The organism is Rhodococcus sp. PD04 (assembly GCF_035918275.1).
Taxonomy (GTDB): Bacteria; Actinomycetota; Actinomycetes; order Mycobacteriales; family Mycobacteriaceae; genus Rhodococcus; species Rhodococcus rhodochrous.
Window position 1 is genome coordinate 1,088,482 of record NZ_CP142143.1, and the last position, 16,742, is coordinate 1,105,223.

At 68.2% G+C, this 16,742-nt stretch carries 23 protein-coding genes; 15 read left to right on the plus strand and 8 right to left on the minus strand.

Annotated elements, in window-relative coordinates; genetic code table 11:
- Positions 1–97: 97 nt before the first annotated feature.
- Complete coding sequence (locus U9J23_RS05130) at positions 98–961, plus strand: DUF559 domain-containing protein (RefSeq protein WP_160873860.1); 864 nt, start codon at positions 98–100, stop codon at positions 959–961.
- Positions 962–1,062: 101 nt separating this feature from the next.
- On the opposite strand, the gene rpsR is transcribed toward U9J23_RS05130, so the two are convergent.
- From rpsR to rpmB, 4 genes are read right to left on the minus strand one after another with little or no spacing between them, the layout of a single operon-like run.
- The gene (gene rpsR / locus U9J23_RS05135; RefSeq protein WP_006553776.1) at positions 1,063–1,320 is read right to left on the minus strand and encodes a 30S ribosomal protein S18; all 258 of its coding nucleotides are present in this window, start codon (positions 1,318–1,320) and stop codon (positions 1,063–1,065) included.
- A 10-nt stretch (positions 1,321–1,330) separates the two neighbouring features.
- Positions 1,331–1,636 (minus strand): 30S ribosomal protein S14, encoded by a 306-nt coding sequence (gene rpsN / locus U9J23_RS05140; RefSeq protein WP_006553777.1) that lies wholly within the window; start codon positions 1,634–1,636, stop codon positions 1,331–1,333.
- A 2-nt stretch (positions 1,637–1,638) separates the two neighbouring features.
- Positions 1,639–1,806: a 50S ribosomal protein L33 gene (rpmG, locus tag U9J23_RS05145; protein ID WP_006553778.1), complete on the minus strand. Its 168-nt coding sequence runs from the start codon at positions 1,804–1,806 to the stop codon at positions 1,639–1,641.
- Positions 1,806–2,042, minus strand: a complete 237-nt coding sequence (rpmB, locus tag U9J23_RS05150) for a 50S ribosomal protein L28 (RefSeq protein WP_160873861.1) — start codon at positions 2,040–2,042, stop codon at positions 1,806–1,808. The genes rpmG and rpmB overlap by 1 nt, the downstream gene beginning before the upstream one ends.
- A gap of 101 nt (positions 2,043–2,143) precedes the next feature.
- On the opposite strand from rpmB, the gene mrf reads away from it, so the two are divergent.
- The 10 genes from mrf to U9J23_RS05200 all read left to right on the plus strand — a co-directional run bounded on the left by mrf (position 2,144) and on the right by U9J23_RS05200 (position 10,258).
- The gene (mrf, locus tag U9J23_RS05155) at positions 2,144–3,361 is read left to right on the plus strand and encodes a ribosome hibernation factor-recruiting GTPase MRF (protein ID WP_160873862.1); all 1,218 of its coding nucleotides are present in this window, start codon (positions 2,144–2,146) and stop codon (positions 3,359–3,361) included.
- Positions 3,358–3,609, plus strand: coding sequence for a type B 50S ribosomal protein L31 (locus U9J23_RS05160; RefSeq protein WP_088899221.1), 252 nt, complete (start codon positions 3,358–3,360; stop codon positions 3,607–3,609). The genes mrf and U9J23_RS05160 overlap by 4 nt, the downstream gene beginning before the upstream one ends.
- Before the next feature lie 33 nt (positions 3,610–3,642).
- On the plus strand, positions 3,643–3,816 hold the full coding sequence (gene rpmF / locus U9J23_RS05165; RefSeq protein WP_088899222.1) for a 50S ribosomal protein L32: 174 nt from the start codon (positions 3,643–3,645) through the stop codon (positions 3,814–3,816).
- A gap of 69 nt (positions 3,817–3,885) precedes the next feature.
- Positions 3,886–4,575 carry a response regulator transcription factor gene (locus tag U9J23_RS05170; protein ID WP_059381765.1) on the plus strand — a complete coding sequence of 230 codons (690 nt, stop codon included), beginning with the start codon at positions 3,886–3,888 and terminating at the stop codon, positions 4,573–4,575.
- Between the two features lie 8 nt (positions 4,576–4,583).
- On the plus strand, positions 4,584–5,987 hold the full coding sequence (locus tag U9J23_RS05175) for a HAMP domain-containing sensor histidine kinase (RefSeq protein WP_229568261.1): 1,404 nt from the start codon (positions 4,584–4,586) through the stop codon (positions 5,985–5,987).
- 167 nt (positions 5,988–6,154) lie between these two features.
- Positions 6,155–7,369 carry a S1C family serine protease gene (locus U9J23_RS05180; RefSeq protein ID WP_174479593.1) on the plus strand — a complete coding sequence of 405 codons (1,215 nt, stop codon included), beginning with the start codon at positions 6,155–6,157 and terminating at the stop codon, positions 7,367–7,369.
- 74 nt (positions 7,370–7,443) lie between these two features.
- Complete coding sequence (locus U9J23_RS05185; RefSeq protein ID WP_272267678.1) at positions 7,444–7,941, plus strand: MogA/MoaB family molybdenum cofactor biosynthesis protein; 498 nt, start codon at positions 7,444–7,446, stop codon at positions 7,939–7,941.
- 4 nt (positions 7,942–7,945) lie between these two features.
- Positions 7,946–8,182: a hypothetical protein gene (locus U9J23_RS05190; RefSeq protein WP_272267680.1), complete on the plus strand. Its 237-nt coding sequence runs from the start codon at positions 7,946–7,948 to the stop codon at positions 8,180–8,182.
- Positions 8,183–8,756: 574 nt separating this feature from the next.
- Positions 8,757–9,572 carry an MspA family porin gene (locus U9J23_RS05195; protein ID WP_272267843.1) on the plus strand — a complete coding sequence of 272 codons (816 nt, stop codon included), beginning with the start codon at positions 8,757–8,759 and terminating at the stop codon, positions 9,570–9,572.
- A 53-nt stretch (positions 9,573–9,625) separates the two neighbouring features.
- On the plus strand, positions 9,626–10,258 hold the full coding sequence (locus U9J23_RS05200) for an MspA family porin (RefSeq protein ID WP_272267682.1): 633 nt from the start codon (positions 9,626–9,628) through the stop codon (positions 10,256–10,258).
- Between the two features lie 91 nt (positions 10,259–10,349).
- On the opposite strand, the gene mscL is transcribed toward U9J23_RS05200, so the two are convergent.
- The 4 genes from mscL to U9J23_RS05220 form a co-directional block, all read right to left on the minus strand.
- A complete protein-coding gene (gene mscL, locus U9J23_RS05205; RefSeq protein ID WP_272267685.1) occupies positions 10,350–10,784 on the minus strand; it encodes a large-conductance mechanosensitive channel protein MscL in 435 nt (144 codons plus the stop codon).
- 124 nt (positions 10,785–10,908) lie between these two features.
- Positions 10,909–11,634 carry an SAF domain-containing protein gene (locus tag U9J23_RS05210; protein ID WP_059381676.1) on the minus strand — a complete coding sequence of 242 codons (726 nt, stop codon included), beginning with the start codon at positions 11,632–11,634 and terminating at the stop codon, positions 10,909–10,911.
- A 105-nt stretch (positions 11,635–11,739) separates the two neighbouring features.
- A complete protein-coding gene (locus tag U9J23_RS05215; RefSeq protein WP_016692918.1) occupies positions 11,740–12,027 on the minus strand; it encodes an FmdB family zinc ribbon protein in 288 nt (95 codons plus the stop codon).
- Positions 12,028–12,110: 83 nt separating this feature from the next.
- Positions 12,111–12,713: a 5-formyltetrahydrofolate cyclo-ligase gene (locus U9J23_RS05220; RefSeq protein ID WP_059381675.1), complete on the minus strand. Its 603-nt coding sequence runs from the start codon at positions 12,711–12,713 to the stop codon at positions 12,111–12,113.
- A gap of 61 nt (positions 12,714–12,774) precedes the next feature.
- Here U9J23_RS05220 and U9J23_RS05225 point away from each other — a divergent pair, with 61 nt between their 5' ends.
- The 4 genes from U9J23_RS05225 to sepX all read left to right on the plus strand — a co-directional run bounded on the left by U9J23_RS05225 (position 12,775) and on the right by sepX (position 16,681).
- Complete coding sequence (locus U9J23_RS05225) at positions 12,775–13,686, plus strand: UTP--glucose-1-phosphate uridylyltransferase (RefSeq protein ID WP_326601714.1); 912 nt, start codon at positions 12,775–12,777, stop codon at positions 13,684–13,686.
- Positions 13,687–13,717: 31 nt separating this feature from the next.
- On the plus strand, positions 13,718–14,971 hold the full coding sequence (gene glp / locus U9J23_RS05230) for a molybdotransferase-like divisome protein Glp (protein WP_326601716.1): 1,254 nt from the start codon (positions 13,718–13,720) through the stop codon (positions 14,969–14,971).
- Positions 14,971–15,606 (plus strand): GNAT family N-acetyltransferase, encoded by a 636-nt coding sequence (locus U9J23_RS05235; protein WP_085468974.1) that lies wholly within the window; start codon positions 14,971–14,973, stop codon positions 15,604–15,606. Before glp ends, U9J23_RS05235 begins: the two co-directional genes overlap by 1 nt.
- Before the next feature lie 256 nt (positions 15,607–15,862).
- Positions 15,863–16,681, plus strand: coding sequence for a divisome protein SepX/GlpR (sepX, locus tag U9J23_RS05240; protein WP_145708463.1), 819 nt, complete (start codon positions 15,863–15,865; stop codon positions 16,679–16,681).
- Positions 16,682–16,742: the final 61 nt, after the last annotated feature.

Here is a 16,742-nt window from a genome sequence, read left to right on the forward strand (position 1 = left end):
CCGAATTTTTCGACGACAACTGCTCACTCGGGAACGTTCATCCACAGGGCGACGCTCCGGGGTTCCACGTCGAGCGGGCGTTGTGCAGGCTTCCGCCATGGGGGAATTCGACGAGCCGTTCAGCGGCACCGACGCACTGGCCGAGAAATGCTTGACGCCGTACCGACTGCGGACCATGCGCCGGCTGCATCGCGACGTGTACATCCATCCCGACGCGGAGATGACGGCACTGCGGCGTGCGCGTGCGGCGTGGTTGTGGACGCGAGGCGGTGGCGTACTGGCAGGGCTGTCCGCTGCCGCGGTGCACGGCAGCAGATGGGTCGACGGTCGTGCGCCGGCGGAGCTGCTCCGGACCGGGAGTCGCCGCGGCACGGCCGGGGTGAGGGTGCACGGCGACACCGTGCTCGAGGAGGAGGTCTGCGAGCGCGAGGGGATGTCGGTGACGACTGCCGCGCGGACCGGTTTCGATCTCGCCCGGTGGCTGGCACCGGCGCGAGCCGTCGAACAACTCGATGCGTTGTGTCGAGCCACCGGGCTGGATCCGGCAGACATCCTCACCGTCGCCGACCGGCACCGCGGGGAGCGCGGACTTCCGCAGGTGCGCGCGGTCGTGCCCCGCGTGGATCCCGGTGCCGAGTCTCCACCCGAGACCAGGGTCCGCCTGTTGCTCGTGCACCACGGACTACCGGCGCCGGCCACCCAGGTGCCGATCGTCGACGAGGGCAGGGTGGTCGGTTGGGCGGACATGGGGTGGCACGAATGGCGCACCGCCGTCGAGTACGACGGGGTGCACCACTGGACCGACGAGCGTCAGCGCACCAAGGACATCGAGCGCTACGAGTCGTTCGCCTCGCTGGGCTGGTCGGTGATCCGGGTGAACTCCGAGCAACTCCGAATGCGTCCGCTGACGATCGTCGAGCGGGTCCGCAGGGCGCTGCGGGCTTCGGGCGCACCCGTGTGATGTGCACTTCTCGTCGAAAACTTCGACGAATTTCGACAATACCTGCACATACGACGACGCCGCCCCTCCCGATGGGGAGAGGCGGCGTCGGAAGCTACGACCTACTTGCTGCTGACGTAGGGGAGCAGAGCCATCTCGCGGGCGTTCTTCACCGCGACGGCGACCTGACGCTGCTGCTGCGGGGTCAGGCCCGTGACGCGACGGCTGCGGATCTTGCCGCGGTCGGAGATGAAGGTGCGGAGCAGGTTGACGTCCTTGTAGTCGACGTACTCGATCTTCGCCGCGAAGAGGGGGTTCTTCTTGGGCTTGCGTCCCTCTACGGCACGCGACTTCTTCGACGGTCCTCGCTTGACTGCCATATCTCGCTCCTCACCAGCTCGACTTGTGGACGCCGGGTAGTTCCCCGCGGTGGGCGAGTTCACGCACACGCACTCGTGAGAGCCCGAACTTTCGCAGGTGGCCGCGCGGGCGGCCGTCCGCAGCGTCTCGATTGCGCAATCGTACCGGACTGGCGTCGCGGGGTAGACGCTGCAGTGCCCGCTGGGCTTCGCTGCGCTCCTCGGGCGAGGACGACGGTCGGCGCACGACCTCCTTCAGCTCCGCGCGGCGCTCGGCGTACCGGGCCACGATCGCCTTCCGTTGCTCGTTGCGCGCGATCTTCGATTTCTTCGCCATGACTACTTCTCCTCCCGGAAGTCGACGTGTCTGCGCAGCACGGGGTCGTACTTGCGCAGGACGAGACGGTCGGGATCGTTCCGGCGGTTCTTCCGGGTGACGTAGGTGTAGCCGGTTCCCGCGGTCGAGCGAAGCTTGACGACGGGCCGGATCTCGCTGCGTGCTGCCATCAGAACTTCTCTCCGCGGGCACGCAGACGCGCGACGACGCTCTCGATGCCGTCGCGGTCGACGATCTTGATGCCCTTGGTGGACAGGTTCAGCGTGACCCGGCGTCCGAACGAAGGTACGAAATAGGTTCTGCGCTGGATGTTCGGGTTCCACCGCCGGCTGGTGCGGACATGGGAGTGCGATACGGATCTCCCGAAACCGGGTCGCCGTCCGGTGAGTTGGCACGTGGCCGACACGTCGGCTCCTTTCGTAGGTAACGACAATCATTTTCGACAAAGTGCTTCGCTGACTGTACGCTCAGGTGTCGTTAATGACAATCGTTATCGAAAGGAGTCCTGTGGACACCAGGACGCCGCTCGTCATCGTCTGCGGATGGCGCGGACGGACTGCGCAGGTCGCGCGGTCGCTCCTGCGTCCGGGCACCGCGGTCGTCCACCACGACCTGTCCGGTCTCGACCAGGGCGTACTCCGCCGCTCAGTGCTCACCGTCGAGGGCGAACGCACCGAGATCCTCGAACTCGCGCACGGGTGCGTCTCCTGCACGCTGCGCGAGGATCTGCTGCCGCTTCTGCGCCGCATGCGCGACTACAGCAGCGTCGACCGGATCGTGCTGCACCTCGACCCGCAACTCGAACCCGAGGCACTGTGCTGGGCAGTCGAACATGTCGTGGTGAGCGGGATCGTCGGTCGTGTCGACGGACCCGCGTCCCTCGATGTCCGAGTGGACGGCGTCGTGACCTGCCTCGACGCCGCGACCTGGCTCGAGGACGCGACGGGCGACGACGAACTGAACGAGCGTGTCGACGACGACCGCACCCTGGCGCAGGTCGTCGTCGGCCAGGTCGAGTTCGCCGATGCGTTGGTGGTGCTTCCGGGAGCGGACGGCTGGCAGCAGGCACGCCTGCACGCGGTGCTCACCCGACTCGCCCCGGACGCGCCGATCGCGTGGGCGGGGGAACCGGACGTCGAGCGGCTCCTCCGCGAGATACCCGCCACCGCCCGTCGGGGGACGATCGACGGGGCGCACTCGCCTCTCCTACGAGGTCAACCGCCCCTCGACGACGACTGCGGAATCCGCCTCGTCGAGTTCTCCGCCGACCGGCCGTTCCATCCGGAACGTCTCCACCACGCGATCGACGTGCTGCTCGACGGCGTCGTGCGCGCCCGAGGGCGACTGTGGGTCGCCACCCAACCCGACAATGCGCTGCTCGTCGAATCCGCCGGTGGAGGACTGCGGGTCGCTCATGCCGGGCCGTGGCTCGTGTCGATGACTCCCGAGCAACAGCGCGAGATCCCGCCGGAACGCCGCGCGATGGCGTCGCTGCGCTGGGACGAACGCTACGGCGACCGGGACACGAGCATCGTCGTCCTCGTCCACGACGCCGACCCGGATCTCATCGACCGCACCCTGCGTGCGGCAGTCGTGACCGACGACGAGTTCGACCGCCCCGACCTGTGGCCGACCTGGCACGACCCCTTCGGTCGATTCCACGAAGACCCATGTGACGACCTCCCGGCAGACCGCCGCGACAACGAGAGAGAGGAACACCGATGAAACCGGCCCTGCATCCCGACTACCACCCCGTGGTCTTCCGGGACGCCAACACCGGCGCCACCTTCCTGACCCGTTCCACCGCGACATCCGAACGCACGACCGTCTGGTCGGACGGCCGTACCTACCCGCTGATCGTCGTCGATGTCACGAGCGACTCGCACCCGTTCTGGACGGGCGCCGCCCGCCTGCTCGACACCGCCGGTCGCGTCGAGAAGTTCGAGCGCAAGTACGGCCGGCGCCGACCCTGATCCCCGAACCTCCCGACATCGAAGGAGAACGACATGGCAGTCCCCAAACGCAGGAAGTCCCGCTCGAACACCCGTCATCGCCGGTCGCAGTGGACGGCGAAGGTCCCCGATCTCGTGCCGGTCACGGTCGACGGAACGACAGTGAAGGTGCCCCGCAGGCTCGTCGAGGCCGTGCACAGGGGTGACGTTGATCCCCGGACCGACTGAGTCGTAGAGCCCGCCCGCCACCGCGGGTTCTCAGCGCGCTCTCAGTAGGGGCAGGCCACAATGGTGATCATGCGCATTCTGGTGGTCGACGACGACCGTGCGGTGCGGGAGTCGCTGCGCCGGTCCCTGAGCTTCAACGGATACACGGTCGACCTCGCGACGGACGGGCAGGACGCCCTCGAACAGGTCGCGGTGTCGCGTCCGGATGCGATGGTGCTCGACGTGATGATGCCGCGCGTCGACGGCCTCGAGGTGTGCCGCCGGCTGCGCAGCACCGGCGACGACCTGCCGATCCTCGTCCTCACCGCACGCGACTCCGTGTCCGAGCGGGTCGCGGGTCTCGACGCCGGTGCCGACGACTACCTGCCGAAACCGTTCGCGCTCGAGGAACTGCTCGCGCGGCTGCGGGCACTGCTGCGTCGCGCCACTCCCGATCCGGACAACTCCGCCGACGAGGTGCTGCGGTTCGCCGACCTCAGCCTCGACCCCGCGACCCGCGAGGTCACCCGTGGCGACCGGCAGATCAGCCTCACGCGCACCGAGTTCTCCCTGATGGAGATGCTCATGGCGAATCCGCGGAGGGTGCTCACGCGCAGCCGCATCCTCGAGGAGGTGTGGGGTTACGACTTCCCGACCTCCGGCAACGCCCTCGAGGTCTACGTGGGGTACCTGCGACGCAAGACCGAGGCCGGTGGGGAACCGCGCCTGATCCACACGGTGCGCGGCGTCGGGTACGTGCTGCGCGAGACCCCGCCGTGAGCGACCCGATGCGACCACCTCTTCTCCTGACCCGCTCGGTGCCGCTGCGCACCCGCGTCACGCTCCTCGCGGCCGGCGCGGTGGCGCTCGCCGTCGCCGTCACGTCCATCGCGGCCTACGCCGTGGTGTCACGGGCGTTATATTCCGAGGTCGACACCCAGTTGCGGGCGCGGGCCGCCGCGCTCGTCGAGTCGAGCACCCTCATCACCTACGACCCGCGCTATATCGGCGGGGCCCAGCTCTACAGCTCCGACATCAGCGTCGCCCTGATCTATCCGGATCTCGGCAGGTACGTGCCGCCGGGCTCGTCGGTCCCCATCGGCGAATCCGAACTGGCGGTGGCCGAGGGCGACCGTGAGTCGTCGCTTCGCACCGTCGCCCAGCAGCGCGTACTGGCCCAGCGCATGCCCGACGGCAGCACGGTCGTGATCGCACAGCGACTGCGTCCCACCGTCGAGATCCTCAACCGCCTGGCGAGTGTGCTGTTCATCGTGGGCGGTTGCGGGGTGGTGCTCGCCGCCGCCGTGGGTGCGACGGTCGGCCGCACGGGTCTGCGTCCCGTCGCCCGGCTCACCGCCGCCGCCGAGCGGGTCGCCCGCACCGACGACCTGCGGCCGATCCGGGTGACCGGCCACGACGAGCTCGCTCGTCTCACCGAGAGCTTCAACATGATGCTGCGCGCCCTCGCCGAGTCGCGGGAACGGCAGAGCCGGCTGGTCGCCGACGCCGGTCACGAACTGAAGACACCGCTGACCTCGCTGCGGACCAACATGGAACTGCTCATCGCGGCGAGCCGTCCCGGTGCACCGAGCCTGCCCGACGAGGACATGGCCGAACTGCGGGCCGACGTCATCGGCCAGATCGAGGAGTTGTCGACGCTCGTCGGCGATCTCGTCGACCTCGCTCGGGAGGATGCACCGGAGACGGTCTTCGAGGTCGTCGACGTCGCCGAGGTGGTGGACCGCAGCCTCGAACGTGCGCGTCGACGGCGTACCGACATCGAGTTCCGGGCGACCACCGAGCAGTGGTTCGTCTTCGGCGACCAGGCCGGACTCACCCGCGCCGTGGTCAACGTCCTCGACAACGCGGCCAAGTGGAGCCCGGCGGGGGAGGACGTCGTCGTGAACATGCGGCAGATCGCCAGCGGTCTGATGGAGCTGACCGTCGACGACGCCGGCCCGGGGATCCCGGAGGAGGAACGCGAACTGGTGTTCGAACGGTTCTACCGGGCGACGACCGCGCGGTCGATGCCGGGATCCGGTCTGGGACTGGCCATCGTGCGACAGATGGTCACGAAGCACGGCGGGACGATCGCCGTCGAACGGTCGAATCGGGGCGGCGCGCTGATCCGCATCGTGCTGCCCGGCACACCGGCCCTCGACGGAGAGACACACCCCACCGAGATCGAATGAATTCGACAGCAGAATCGCGGGTACTTCTGAGGCGACTCTCAGCTGCCCGGTCCATGCTGGACGAAGAAGCGCGGAGGTGCTCGACGCACCCCGCATCATCGGCCACCGCACGCCGACGTCGACCCGTATGCGTCCGGTGGCCCCGGCGGAAAAAGGCGAAGTGACGAATGAGTGAGGACCCCACCCGCGGCGCGGGAGCACCGCAACCGCAACCCCATCCGTACGGTCCCGGTGGCTACACCGACCCCTACGCGCAGACCCCCCACCAGCCCGGACCTCCGCCGCCGGCTCCGGGACCGAATCGCATGCCGGCCCGTTCCACCCTCGTAATCGGTGCCATCGCACTGGCGCTGGTGAGCGGCGGTATCGGTGGCGCGGTCGGCGCGTGGTCGGTACGCGACTCGTCCGGACCGGTCGTCAACTCCCTCGACGCTCCGCGGCCCGAGACACAGACGATCGCCGCCGCTCCCGAGGGCAGCGTGCAGGCCGTCGCCGACAGGGTCGTGCCGAGCGTCGTGCGCATCGAGGTCCTCGGTCGCACGGGTGCCGGTGAGGGTTCGGGTGTGGTCCTGTCCTCCGACGGATTGATCCTCACCAACAACCACGTCGTGGCGGGCGGTGGGCAGGGTGCGCGCCTGACGGTCTTCTTCTCCGACGGCTCCACCGCTCCGGCGACGGTCGTCGGCGCCGACGCGGTGTCGGACATCGCCGTCATCCGGACCGAGGGTCGCAACGACCTCACGCCCATCGAACTCGGCAGTGCCGACAACCTCGCCGTCGGCCAGGAGGTCGTGGCGGTGGGCTCGCCCCTCGGACTTCAGAGCACCGTGACGGCGGGCATCGTCTCGGCCCTCAACCGTCCCGTCTCCACGAGTGGGGACACTGCCAACCAGGCGTCGGTCATCGACGCGATCCAGACCGACGCGGCGATCAACCCGGGCAACTCCGGTGGCGCACTCGTCGACATGGAAGGCCGCCTCGTCGGTATCAACACCGCGATCGCCACGGCAGGCGGACAGTCCGGCTCGATCGGCCTCGGCTTCGCCATCCCCGTCGAGCAGGCCCGGCGCATTGCGCAGGAACTCGTCGACACCGGGAAGGCGACGCACTCGATCATCGGCGTCCAGGTCCCGTCGCGGGACAACGCCTACGGCGCGCGCGTCGTGGAGGTCGTGCCCGACGGCCCGGCCGATCGTGCGGGGATCCCGAACAACGCGCTCATCGTCAGGATCGATGATCGTGTCGTCACCGACGGCGACTCGCTCATCGCCGCGATCCGCTCCCGCGCGCCCGGCGAGACCGTGAAGATCACCTACCGCACACCCGACGGCGACGAGAACACGGTCGACGTCGTGACTGCCCCGGATTCCGCCGGACGATGAGGGACGACATGGACATAGCTCACATTTCGGTACAAGAGCCGCATGCTCTCGACCCGCAAACTACCGTGGACCTCATGGAACTCGAAGCTCCCAGAAAAGGCCGCGCACTCGTCGTCGTCGTCGACGATCGCGTCTCCCACGGCGACAGTCCGGACTCCGCGGGTCCGCTCGTCACGGAGCTTCTCGTCGAGGGCGGTTTCGCGGTCGACGGTGTCGTGACGGTCGCGGCAGATGAGGTCGAGATCCGAAATGCGCTGAACACCGCGGTGATCGGCGGCGTCGACCTGGTGATCTCGATCGGTGGCACCGGTGTCACCCCTCGCGACGTGACGCCCGACGCGACCGAGGACGTGCTCGATCACGAGATCCGCGGCATCGCCGAGGCGCTGCGCTCGTCGGGCTTGGCGTCGGGTGCCGTCGACGCCGGCCTCTCCCGCGGCCTCGTCGGAGTCTCCGGATCGACGCTCGTGGTGAACCTCGCGTCGTCGCGTCCCGCCATCCGCGACGGGATGGCAACCCTGCTGCCTCTCGCGGCGCACGTCATCGAAGAATTGTCCTGGGTGGAGGAGTGACGCCATGGACGGCGATCCTGCGAACCCGCAGGAACCCGACGACCCCGCGGATCAGCCCGACGAGGTGACCGAAGAACAGCGCACGAGCCGTGCCCGGATCGACCGGGCACGGCTGGCGCGCATCTTCGGCGACGTGCTTCCCGAGACCACTCGCGACGAACGGCGGGACGACGACCCGCGCGAGGGCGGAACGGACGAATGGCTGCGACGTCAGGTACCACCTCACCACTCGGGCTCGTGATGTGTGTCACATTTGCCGGGTTGCCCTCGAGGTGATTCGAACTCGTTGTCGGTCGTAAAGAAACGGCAATGCAACATTTCGTTCAACTCGGCATGATCCACGATGTGGGACGCGCAGGCGCCGAGTGGTCGCTGAGGGCACCCTTCGGGACACGGCGGGCGAAAGCCTCGAGTCGCCCTACCTGGGCAAATCGAAAAATGTGCCGTACAGCGCGCATGTTGTCCGGCGTGTCGGCGTGCAATGCCGACGTGTCCGTTTCGTGAACATTTTGTGTGTTCCCACGGGTCTCACGAGCCGTCTCGAGCCCTCCGCGTTACATTTCCGAGCCGTTGCTCTGGGAAAGGTCACGGTCTAATCTCCCTCTCAGGTTCAAACCGGTCGAGCCCGGGCCCTGCGGCCCGGGCTCGATCACGAATCGGTAACGCAAAACCGTGCGGACGATGGACGTAACCGACACACCGACGGCTGATCCGCCGGTGTGTTCGCTGTGGACAGCGACCCGCGGGCGACAGGGCGACCACTTGTTGTCGGACGCGGTGCGCAACCCGGCACGCAGAGAACGGATGAGGCATTCATGAAGATTCAGACGCGACGTGGCTTTCGGGCCGCCCGCAACGCCACGGTGGCGGCAGCTGCTGTGGCCGGTCTGGTTCTCGGATCGGCCGGCGCCGCAGGTGCCGAGGTCAACGACCAGAACCGGATCGTCTCCAACGGCCACGAGGTCATCGTCACGCAGGAGGACACCTTCATCAACGGTGTGCCCCCGATCGGCGGCAGCCCGCTGAGCCGTGAGTGGTTCCACAACGGTCGCGGCATCGCCAACATCGTCGGCCCCGAGGCGGCGGACTTCGAAGGTTCGACCTTCCAGTTCGGTTACCAGGTCGCGTGGACCGCCTCGCTCGACGGCGCACTCGGCTTCGGTTGGGCAAGCCCTCAGCTGGAGTTGGAGGCCACGCGCGGCATCGAGAACGTCGACCAGTTCGATCAGGTGTGGAACACCAACGATGAGGACAAGTACGTCGATTACGACGGAAACGTTGTGGACGAGAAAGATCGCGTTCCTGCGACCGATGATGGAACGGCGGAGGGTAAACCGCTGTACATCCCCAATGACAAGACGAGCCCTGCCCCTTATGCAGAGGACGCACTGGTCACTTCGGGTCTCCTTCCTCAGGTCACAGCTGCGATCGATCTGACTCCGGCGCCCGGCATTGAAGAAATCGTCGTCGCTGAAGGCGAGTTCGACGGTGACTTCAAGGAAGTCCAGATCGCCAACGTCCACGGTGCCGCCACCGGTGTCATCGGTCCGGTCTCTCTCCGTCCGTTCGTTCGTGTGATCACTGAGAACGGCGACAACGTCACCACCTACGGCCAGGTCTGGACCCTCTAGTCCTGCTCCGCGCCATCCCGCAAGAAATCCCCACCACCACAAACGGAGTAATCATGGGAATCAAGTCGCGTGGCTTCAAGGCCGCTCGTAACGCCGCTGTCGCCGGTGCCGCCGTGTTCGGTCTGGTGCTCGGTGCCTCGGGCGCCGCTTCGGCCGAGGTCAACGACCAGAACCGCATCGTCTCGGACGGACTCGAGGTCGTCGTGACCCAGGAGGACACCTTCATCCAGGGTGTTCCGGCTCTCGGTGGCAGCCCGTTCAACCGCGAGTTCTTCCACAACGGCCGCGGCACCGCCAACCTCATCGGTGAGGGCGCTGCCGACGCGGAGGGCACCACCTTCCAGTTCGGTTACCAGTTCGCGTGGGCCGGCAGCATCGACGGTGCCATCGGCGTCACCTACTCGACCCCCGGTCTCGGTGTGGACTTCAAGTCGGACACCACCGTGAAGGTGACCGACATCCTCCCCCAGGCTTACGCCGAGCTCGAGCTGACCCCGGCTCCGGGCATCGAGGAGCTCGTCGTCGCCGAGGGCGAGTTCGACGGTGATTTCAAGACCGTTCAGTTCTCGAACGTCCACGGCACCGCGTCCGGCGTCCTCGGCGCTGTCCAGGTCCGTCCGTTCGTCCGCGCCATCACGGCCAACGGCGACAACGTCACCACCTACGGTGCTCCCTGGACCGTCTGAGTAGTAGACGTCCGGCTCACGCCGAACACAGCACGGAAGACCGGGCCCGCTCGAATCTCGAGCGGGCCCGGTCTTCTTCGTCGTCGGGCGCCTACTCGATTCCGGGGTTGGGCTTGGCATGGGCGCCGCCCTGACCCGACTGGGCGGCCTGGGCTTCGAGGATGTCGCGGATCTGGATGAGCAGGTCCTCGGCGCTGGCCTGCTTGTCCTCCGGTTCGGTGACGAACTTCTTCTTCGCCGCGTTGGCAGGGACGATGAGCACGAAGTACACGACCGCGGCGATGATGATGAAGTTGATGATCGCGGAGATCACCGCGCCGATGTTGATGAACGTCGCGGGATTGTCGCTCAGGATCTGGAATCCCCAGCCCATCTCGTTGTCGCCGCCCACCGCGCTGATGAGCGGTTCGATGATGTACTCGGTGAAGGCCGTGACGATAGCGGTGAATGCGGCACCGACCACGACCGCGACGGCGAGATCGAGGACGTTGCCCCTGAGTATGAAGTCCTTGAAGCCCTTCAGCATGGTGTGCTCCTTCTCGCGGCCTGTCCGCCGGAACCGCGCACATGAGGTAGGTCACACGGACGTCCACACGATAAACCGCGAGGTCGGTTCCTCGTGGCGGTTGCGCTGGGAAACGAGCGGATGCTCAGTGCAGCGTGACGGTCAGAGCACTGACGAGCGATGCCGCCGCGACCGCCGTGGCAGGTTCGGGCTCCAGTGCGACCAGCACGACCCGCTCGTTCCGATCCCGCGCCGACCCGCCGGATTCGGCCAGCACCACCACCGCACCCCGGGCGAGGACGTGCGCGCCGGGCAGGGGGCCGTCCTCGGTCTCCGTGACCGTGAGGACGTCGACGCGGTCGCCTTCGCGGAGCAGTTCGCTCACACCCGCGTCGGCGAGCCGGATGGGCACCACGCGGGCCTCGGTGGAGCCGGTGGCGGCTGCGGCGAGACGGGGGCCGAGGAGACGGGCGTCGACGAGCGGTTCACCGGCCGGCACGGGGCCGGCGAGAGTGTGGCCCAGGGCGTCGTCGACGTGGTGCAGGGTCCCGGCGACCACAGTGGACCGATCGCGCTCCACGTGAGCGACATCGTCGGCCGTGAGGGTGTGCCCGGGCGCGAGATCGTGAGCCGCGACGACAACCGTCGCACGATCGGTGTCGGGGTCGCCGCGCAGGGCGAGGATCACCGCAAGGGCGGCGAGGAGTCCGGCAGCGATCCGGCGGGCCCGGACGATGCGCGACCGGCCGGGGCGGAGGAGTTCGACGAACCGGTCGGGGAGCGTGGGCTGCAGCGAGGCGCCCGCAGAGGAGTGCGAGCGGTGCGGACGCGCGCTCTCACGCCGGAGGAACGGGAAGGGGCCGACGGACATGCCCCGAACCTAGGAGGTGGGGATGCCCTGTCGGCCCCGATGAGCCCTCGGAACCGGCGGTCTGTGGATGACTCGACCGCCTGTGGACAAGGGAGTCCGGGAAGGTCAGCTCGCGGCGGCAGCCGGAGCCGAGGAGGTGCTGCTCGACGACGAGCTGCTGTCGCTGGACGAGGAGCTGCTCGAGCTCGTCGACGCGGATTCGCTCGCAGTGCTGCCGCTGCGGGAGTCGGTGCGGTAGAAGCCGCTGCCCTTGAACACGATGCCGACCGAGTTGAAGAGCTTGCGCAGCTTGCCTTCGCACTGCGGGCATTCGGTCAGGGAGTCGTCGCTGAAAGACTGCACGATGTCGAACTTGTTGTCGCAGGCCGTGCAGGCATATGAGTAGGTGGGCACCGGTGATCCTCCGCCAGTTCGTCGAACCGCAGTTTTCGTAGTACTGCAGTTTTGGCACTCTACCGCCGACAGTGCCAACAGCGCTAGGGAGTGTGTTGTTCCGCACGGTCGTCGCTACCGAGCCGGACCAGCCCTTTCCCGGGTGTCAGCGCCCATCCCATACGGATGTCGTGGGGGTCCTCGGGGAGTTCGTCGACGAGCTCTTCGTCGCGGACCACCGCGATGATCACGGCCTCGGGTGAGGCGAGGTGCAAGGTGCGGTCGTAGAAGCCGGCGCCGCGACCGAGTCGCACGCCCCGCACGTCGACCGCCAGTGCCGGGACGAGCACCGTGTGAGCCTCCGCCACCGCCTCGGGCGGGTAGATCTCACCGCCCGGCTCGCGGAGCCCGAAATCGGCCGCCATCAGCGTCTTCTCGCCCATGTAGCGGGCCCACGACAGTGGTTCACCGGTGCGTGTCACCGGGACGAGCACGGTTGCTCCGGCCTCGGTCAGGGCATCGAGGAGTGCGATGGATCCGGGCTCCGAACCCACCGGCACGTATGCGCACACCACCGACCCCGCCGGGGCGAGCGTCGAGGCCACCGTGGCGAGCGCGGTGTCCTCGATTCTGCGCCTGGCGGCACTCAGCTCACGCCGAGCTGTAAGAATGCGGTCACGCCAGACCGCTTTCGGGGGTGGGGGCATGTCTGCGCCTTACGATCGCCGAACCACCGTCCTCGGTGGCCGAAGTTTAGGGTGGGAGTCTATGACGAACAGTACGACCGGAGGCACGCGGCATTTCAAGACCGCGGTTGTCCCCGCAGCAGGTATGGGGACGCGGTTCCTTCCCGCGACCAAGACGGTCCCGAAGGAACTCCTTCCGGTGGTCGATACGCCCGGCATCGAGCTCGTGGCGGGTGAAGCCGCGGAGTCGGGCGCCGAACGCCTTCTCATCGTGACGGCGCCGGGCAAGGACGGCGTGGTCGCGCACTTCGTCGAGGACCTCGTCCTCGAGTCCAAGCTCGAGGAGAAGGGCAAGTACGAGCTCCTCGCCAAGGTCCGCAAGGCCCAGGGGCTGCTCGAGGTCGAGTCCGTGGTCCAGGAGAAGCCGCTCGGCCTCGGTCACGCCGTGGCGTGCGCCGAGGAGGCGCTCGATCCCGACGAGGACGCGATCGCCGTGCTGCTGCCCGACGACCTCGTGCTGCCCGTCGGCGTGCTCGAGACGATGCAGCGCGTCCGCGCCAAGCGCGGCGGTTCCGTGCTGTGCGCGATCGACGTGCCCAAGGAACAGGTCAGCGCGTACGGCGTCTTCGACGTCGAGGTCGTCCCGGACGCCGTCAACCCCGACGTGCTCAAGGTTCTCGGGATGGTCGAGAAGCCGGTCGTGGAGGACGCACCGTCGACCTTCGCTGCCGCCGGCCGCTATCTGCTCGACCGGGCGATCTTCGACGCACTGCGTCGCATCGAGCCCGGAGCCGGGGGAGAGCTGCAGCTCACCGACGCCATCGCCCTGCTCATCTCCGAGGGCCACCCCGTCCACGTGGTGGTGCACCGCGGAACCCGACACGACCTCGGAAATCCCGGAGGCTATCTGCGCGCTGCGGTTGACTCGGCGCTGAACACCGAAGAGTACGGGCCCTCGCTGCGCGAGTGGCTCATCGAGCGCCTGAAGCGCTGACTGCAGGACGGGCTGGAGGACGAGAAGCGGTATGCGGTCGGTTGAGGATCAGCAGGCCAGGGTCACGGCGGCGGCAGTCGCACCCCGGCCGGTCCGGGTGGCCATTTCCGAGGCGCAGGGTCTGCTGTGCGCGGAGGAAGTGGTCACCGAGCGACCCCTACCCGGATTCGACCAGGCGGCGATCGACGGATACGCCGTGCGCAGCGTCGACCTCCAGGCCCCGGCCGACACCGACGGTGGGTCCGCACCCGCCGAGGTGACGCTGCCGGTCGTGGGCGAGGTGCGTGCCGGTTCGCGTCAGCCGATCCGTCTCCAGCCCCGTCAGGCGGTGCGCGTCGACACCGGTGCGCCGCTGCCGACGCTCGCCGACGCGGTGCTGCCGCTCGACAACACCGACGGCGGTGCGGCGCGCATCAAGGTGCTCGAACCGGTGCGGTCCGGCGACTACGTGCGCCGCACCGGCGACGACGTCCAGCCCGGCGACATCGCGGTGCGGGCCGGGACGATCATCGGGGCCGCCCAGGTGGGTCTGCTCGCCGCGGTCGGCCGCGACAAGGTGCTCGTCCATCCGCGCCCGCGACTGTCGGTCATCTCCGTCGGTGGCGAACTCGTCGACGTCGATCGAACCCCGGGACCGGGACAGGTCTACGACGTCAACTCCTACGCGCTGGCTGCGGCCGCGCGTGATGCCGGAGCCGACGTCAACCGGGTCGGGATCGCCAGTACCGACCCGAAGCGGCTGCGCGAGGTCGTCGAGGGTCAGCTGATCCGCGCCGAGATCGTCGTGATCGCCGGTGCCGTGGGCGGCGGTGCGCTCGAGGAGGTTCGCGAGGCGCTGTCCGATCTCGGCGAGCTGGGCGTCGAGCGGATCGCGATGCATCCGGGCTCGGTCCAGGGCTTCGGACGTCTCGGCCGCGACGAGGTGCCGACCTTCCTGCTGCCCGCCAATCCGGTGAGCGCGCTCGTCGTCTTCGAGGTGATGGTCCGGCCGCTGATCCGCATCGCGCTCGGCCGACGTCAGCCGATGCGCCGCGTGGTCTCGGCACGCACGGTCGCCCCCATCACCTCGATCCCCGGTCGCAAGGGTTTCCTGCGCGGCCAGCTCATGCGCGACGAGACGACGGGCGACTATCTCGTGCAGGCGCTCGGTGGCGCCGCGGGCTCGTCGTCGCATCTGCTCGCCACCCTCGCCGAGGCGAACTGTCTCGTCATCATCGATCCCGAGGTCTCCGAAATCCGCACGGGAGACCCGGTGGACGTGGCGTTCCTCGGGCAGCGGGGTTGATGTCCCGTCATCCCGGCTGGCCGGCCGAGCTCGGGCCGCTGCGGGTGGCCGGGGGCACGGTGACCGTCCGATCGATCCGACTGCGCGACGCCGCGGCGTGGAGCCGTCTGCGTCTGCGTGATCGTGCGCATCTCGAGCCGTGGGAGCCGACCGGGGAGGCGCCGTGGGACATGCGGCACCACATCTCGGTGTGGCCGGGGCTCTATCGGAGTCTGCGCTCGGAGGCCCACAAGGGCCTCATGCTGCCGATGGCCATCGAGCTGGACGGCAGGTTCTGCGGGCAGCTGACGGTGGGCAACATCGTGCGCGGAGCACTGCGCTCGGCGTGGATCGGCTACTGGGTGGAGAAGGAGGTCAACGGCCTCGGTGTCGCGACCGCCGCCGTCGCCCTGGGCCTCGACCACTGCTTCGGCCCGGTCGGGCTGCACCGCGTCGAGGCCACCGTGCGGCCCGAGAACGAGCCCAGTCGCGCGGTGCTGCGCAACGTCGGCTTCCGCGAGGAAGGTCTGCTGAAGCGCTACCTCGACGTCCAGGGCCGATTCCGCGACCATCTGCTGGTCGCGATGACGGTCGAAGAGGTGCCGGGCTCGGTCTCGGATCGCCTCGTCCGTGCCGGTCGCGCGACCTGGTCCTGATCGCTTTCCGTCTCGAGTCGGGTTCGTTCGATATGTAACGCAGGTTACTCGCAACTCGAGTAACAATCCCCAGCGCGTGTGGGATCTCTGTGATTAGAGTGAAGAAAGTGTCAGTTGGTTTCGCGTGACTCGAGTGACGTCTGTTGTCGATCGAGTCGGCGTTTCTGTACAGGTAAACGCGGTGATGCCGTTAGCCTCATGTAGGTCGGTGGCGTCGACGGGCTGGTAGGGCGACGACTGGAGGGAGGACCACCGGATGCCGAACTCGCTTCTGTGGATCGGGCTCGTTGCCGTGTGGTTGTTCGTTCTGGTGCCCATGCTGGTCACGAAGCGTCCTCGAATCCGGCAGACGACCGACGCCGCGCTCGCAACTCGAGTTCTGCACCGCGGAGACGACGAGCCGATCGCCCCTCGAGGGCCGGCCGCCGGGCACCGCAGCGATCCTCATTGGCGTCCGAGTCGTGACCGCACGCACCGCACACCCGCGGAGGACCGCATGAACACTGAACTCGACGACAGGCCGGAGATCGATTCCGACGAGGCCGACGTCCACGACGAAGCAGCACCCGACCGTGAGCCCGTGCGCGCACACGCACCGCAACGCCGGGGCCGCGGCGGATTCGACCCGCACGCCGATGCGGTCGCCAGCGCCGCACGATACGAATTCCGGCAGCGGGCCGTCCTCGGCCTGCTGATCGCCGCGATCATGACCTCGGCGCTCGCCCTGATCGTCTCGTCGGTCATGTGGTGGCTCGCCGGTCTCGCGGCCGTGGCCCTCGTCGCCTATCTGTTCTACCTGCGGCGCCAGGTGCATCTCGAGCAGGAGATCCGGCGGCGTCGCCTCGCACGACTGCAACGGTCCCGCGCGGGGGCCCGCGGCGGCCACGACGACGTTCCGCAGCGACTGCGTCGCCCGGGGGCCGTGGTCCTCGAGGTCGACGACGAGGATCCGGAGTTCGAACATCTCGATCGTTACGAGGACGACTACGGCATCGACCACGGCTACGACGTCCGAGCGAGCGACGGCGACGACGAGTCCGGCGACTACGTCGTTCCCCGCGCAGTGGGGGAATGATCGTCCTGCGACGCTTACGGCGGGGCCCGCACCGCATCGGTGCGGGCCCCGACCCGGCTTC

Excerpts from the sequence above, each read along its gene's own strand:
- rpsR (WP_006553776.1), bottom strand. The coding sequence starts at position 1,320 with ATGGCAGTCAAGCGAGGACCGTCGAAGAAGTCGCGTGCCGTAGAGGGA.
- U9J23_RS05170 (WP_059381765.1), top strand. The coding sequence starts at position 3,886 with ATGCGCATTCTGGTGGTCGACGACGACCGTGCGGTGCGGGAGTCGCTG.
- glp (WP_326601716.1), top strand. The coding sequence starts at position 13,718 with ATGCGGTCGGTTGAGGATCAGCAGGCCAGGGTCACGGCGGCGGCAGTC.
- U9J23_RS05130 (WP_160873860.1), top strand. The coding sequence starts at position 98 with ATGGGGGAATTCGACGAGCCGTTCAGCGGCACCGACGCACTGGCCGAG.
- U9J23_RS05180 (WP_174479593.1), top strand. The coding sequence starts at position 6,155 with ATGAGTGAGGACCCCACCCGCGGCGCGGGAGCACCGCAACCGCAACCC.
- U9J23_RS05235 (WP_085468974.1), top strand. The coding sequence starts at position 14,971 with ATGTCCCGTCATCCCGGCTGGCCGGCCGAGCTCGGGCCGCTGCGGGTG.
- rpmG (WP_006553778.1), bottom strand. The coding sequence starts at position 1,806 with ATGGCAGCACGCAGCGAGATCCGGCCCGTCGTCAAGCTTCGCTCGACC.
- U9J23_RS05175 (WP_229568261.1), top strand. The coding sequence starts at position 4,584 with ATGCGACCACCTCTTCTCCTGACCCGCTCGGTGCCGCTGCGCACCCGC.
- U9J23_RS05195 (WP_272267843.1), top strand. The coding sequence starts at position 8,757 with ATGAAGATTCAGACGCGACGTGGCTTTCGGGCCGCCCGCAACGCCACG.
- U9J23_RS05225 (WP_326601714.1), top strand. The coding sequence starts at position 12,775 with ATGACGAACAGTACGACCGGAGGCACGCGGCATTTCAAGACCGCGGTT.
- U9J23_RS05190 (WP_272267680.1), top strand. The coding sequence starts at position 7,946 with ATGGACGGCGATCCTGCGAACCCGCAGGAACCCGACGACCCCGCGGAT.
- U9J23_RS05210 (WP_059381676.1), bottom strand. The coding sequence starts at position 11,634 with ATGTCCGTCGGCCCCTTCCCGTTCCTCCGGCGTGAGAGCGCGCGTCCG.
- rpmF (WP_088899222.1), top strand. The coding sequence starts at position 3,643 with ATGGCAGTCCCCAAACGCAGGAAGTCCCGCTCGAACACCCGTCATCGC.
- U9J23_RS05160 (WP_088899221.1), top strand. The coding sequence starts at position 3,358 with ATGAAACCGGCCCTGCATCCCGACTACCACCCCGTGGTCTTCCGGGAC.
- U9J23_RS05220 (WP_059381675.1), bottom strand. The coding sequence starts at position 12,713 with ATGCCCCCACCCCCGAAAGCGGTCTGGCGTGACCGCATTCTTACAGCT.
- U9J23_RS05185 (WP_272267678.1), top strand. The coding sequence starts at position 7,444 with ATGGAACTCGAAGCTCCCAGAAAAGGCCGCGCACTCGTCGTCGTCGTC.
- sepX (WP_145708463.1), top strand. The coding sequence starts at position 15,863 with ATGCCGAACTCGCTTCTGTGGATCGGGCTCGTTGCCGTGTGGTTGTTC.
- rpsN (WP_006553777.1), bottom strand. The coding sequence starts at position 1,636 with ATGGCGAAGAAATCGAAGATCGCGCGCAACGAGCAACGGAAGGCGATC.
- mscL (WP_272267685.1), bottom strand. The coding sequence starts at position 10,784 with ATGCTGAAGGGCTTCAAGGACTTCATACTCAGGGGCAACGTCCTCGAT.
- U9J23_RS05200 (WP_272267682.1), top strand. The coding sequence starts at position 9,626 with ATGGGAATCAAGTCGCGTGGCTTCAAGGCCGCTCGTAACGCCGCTGTC.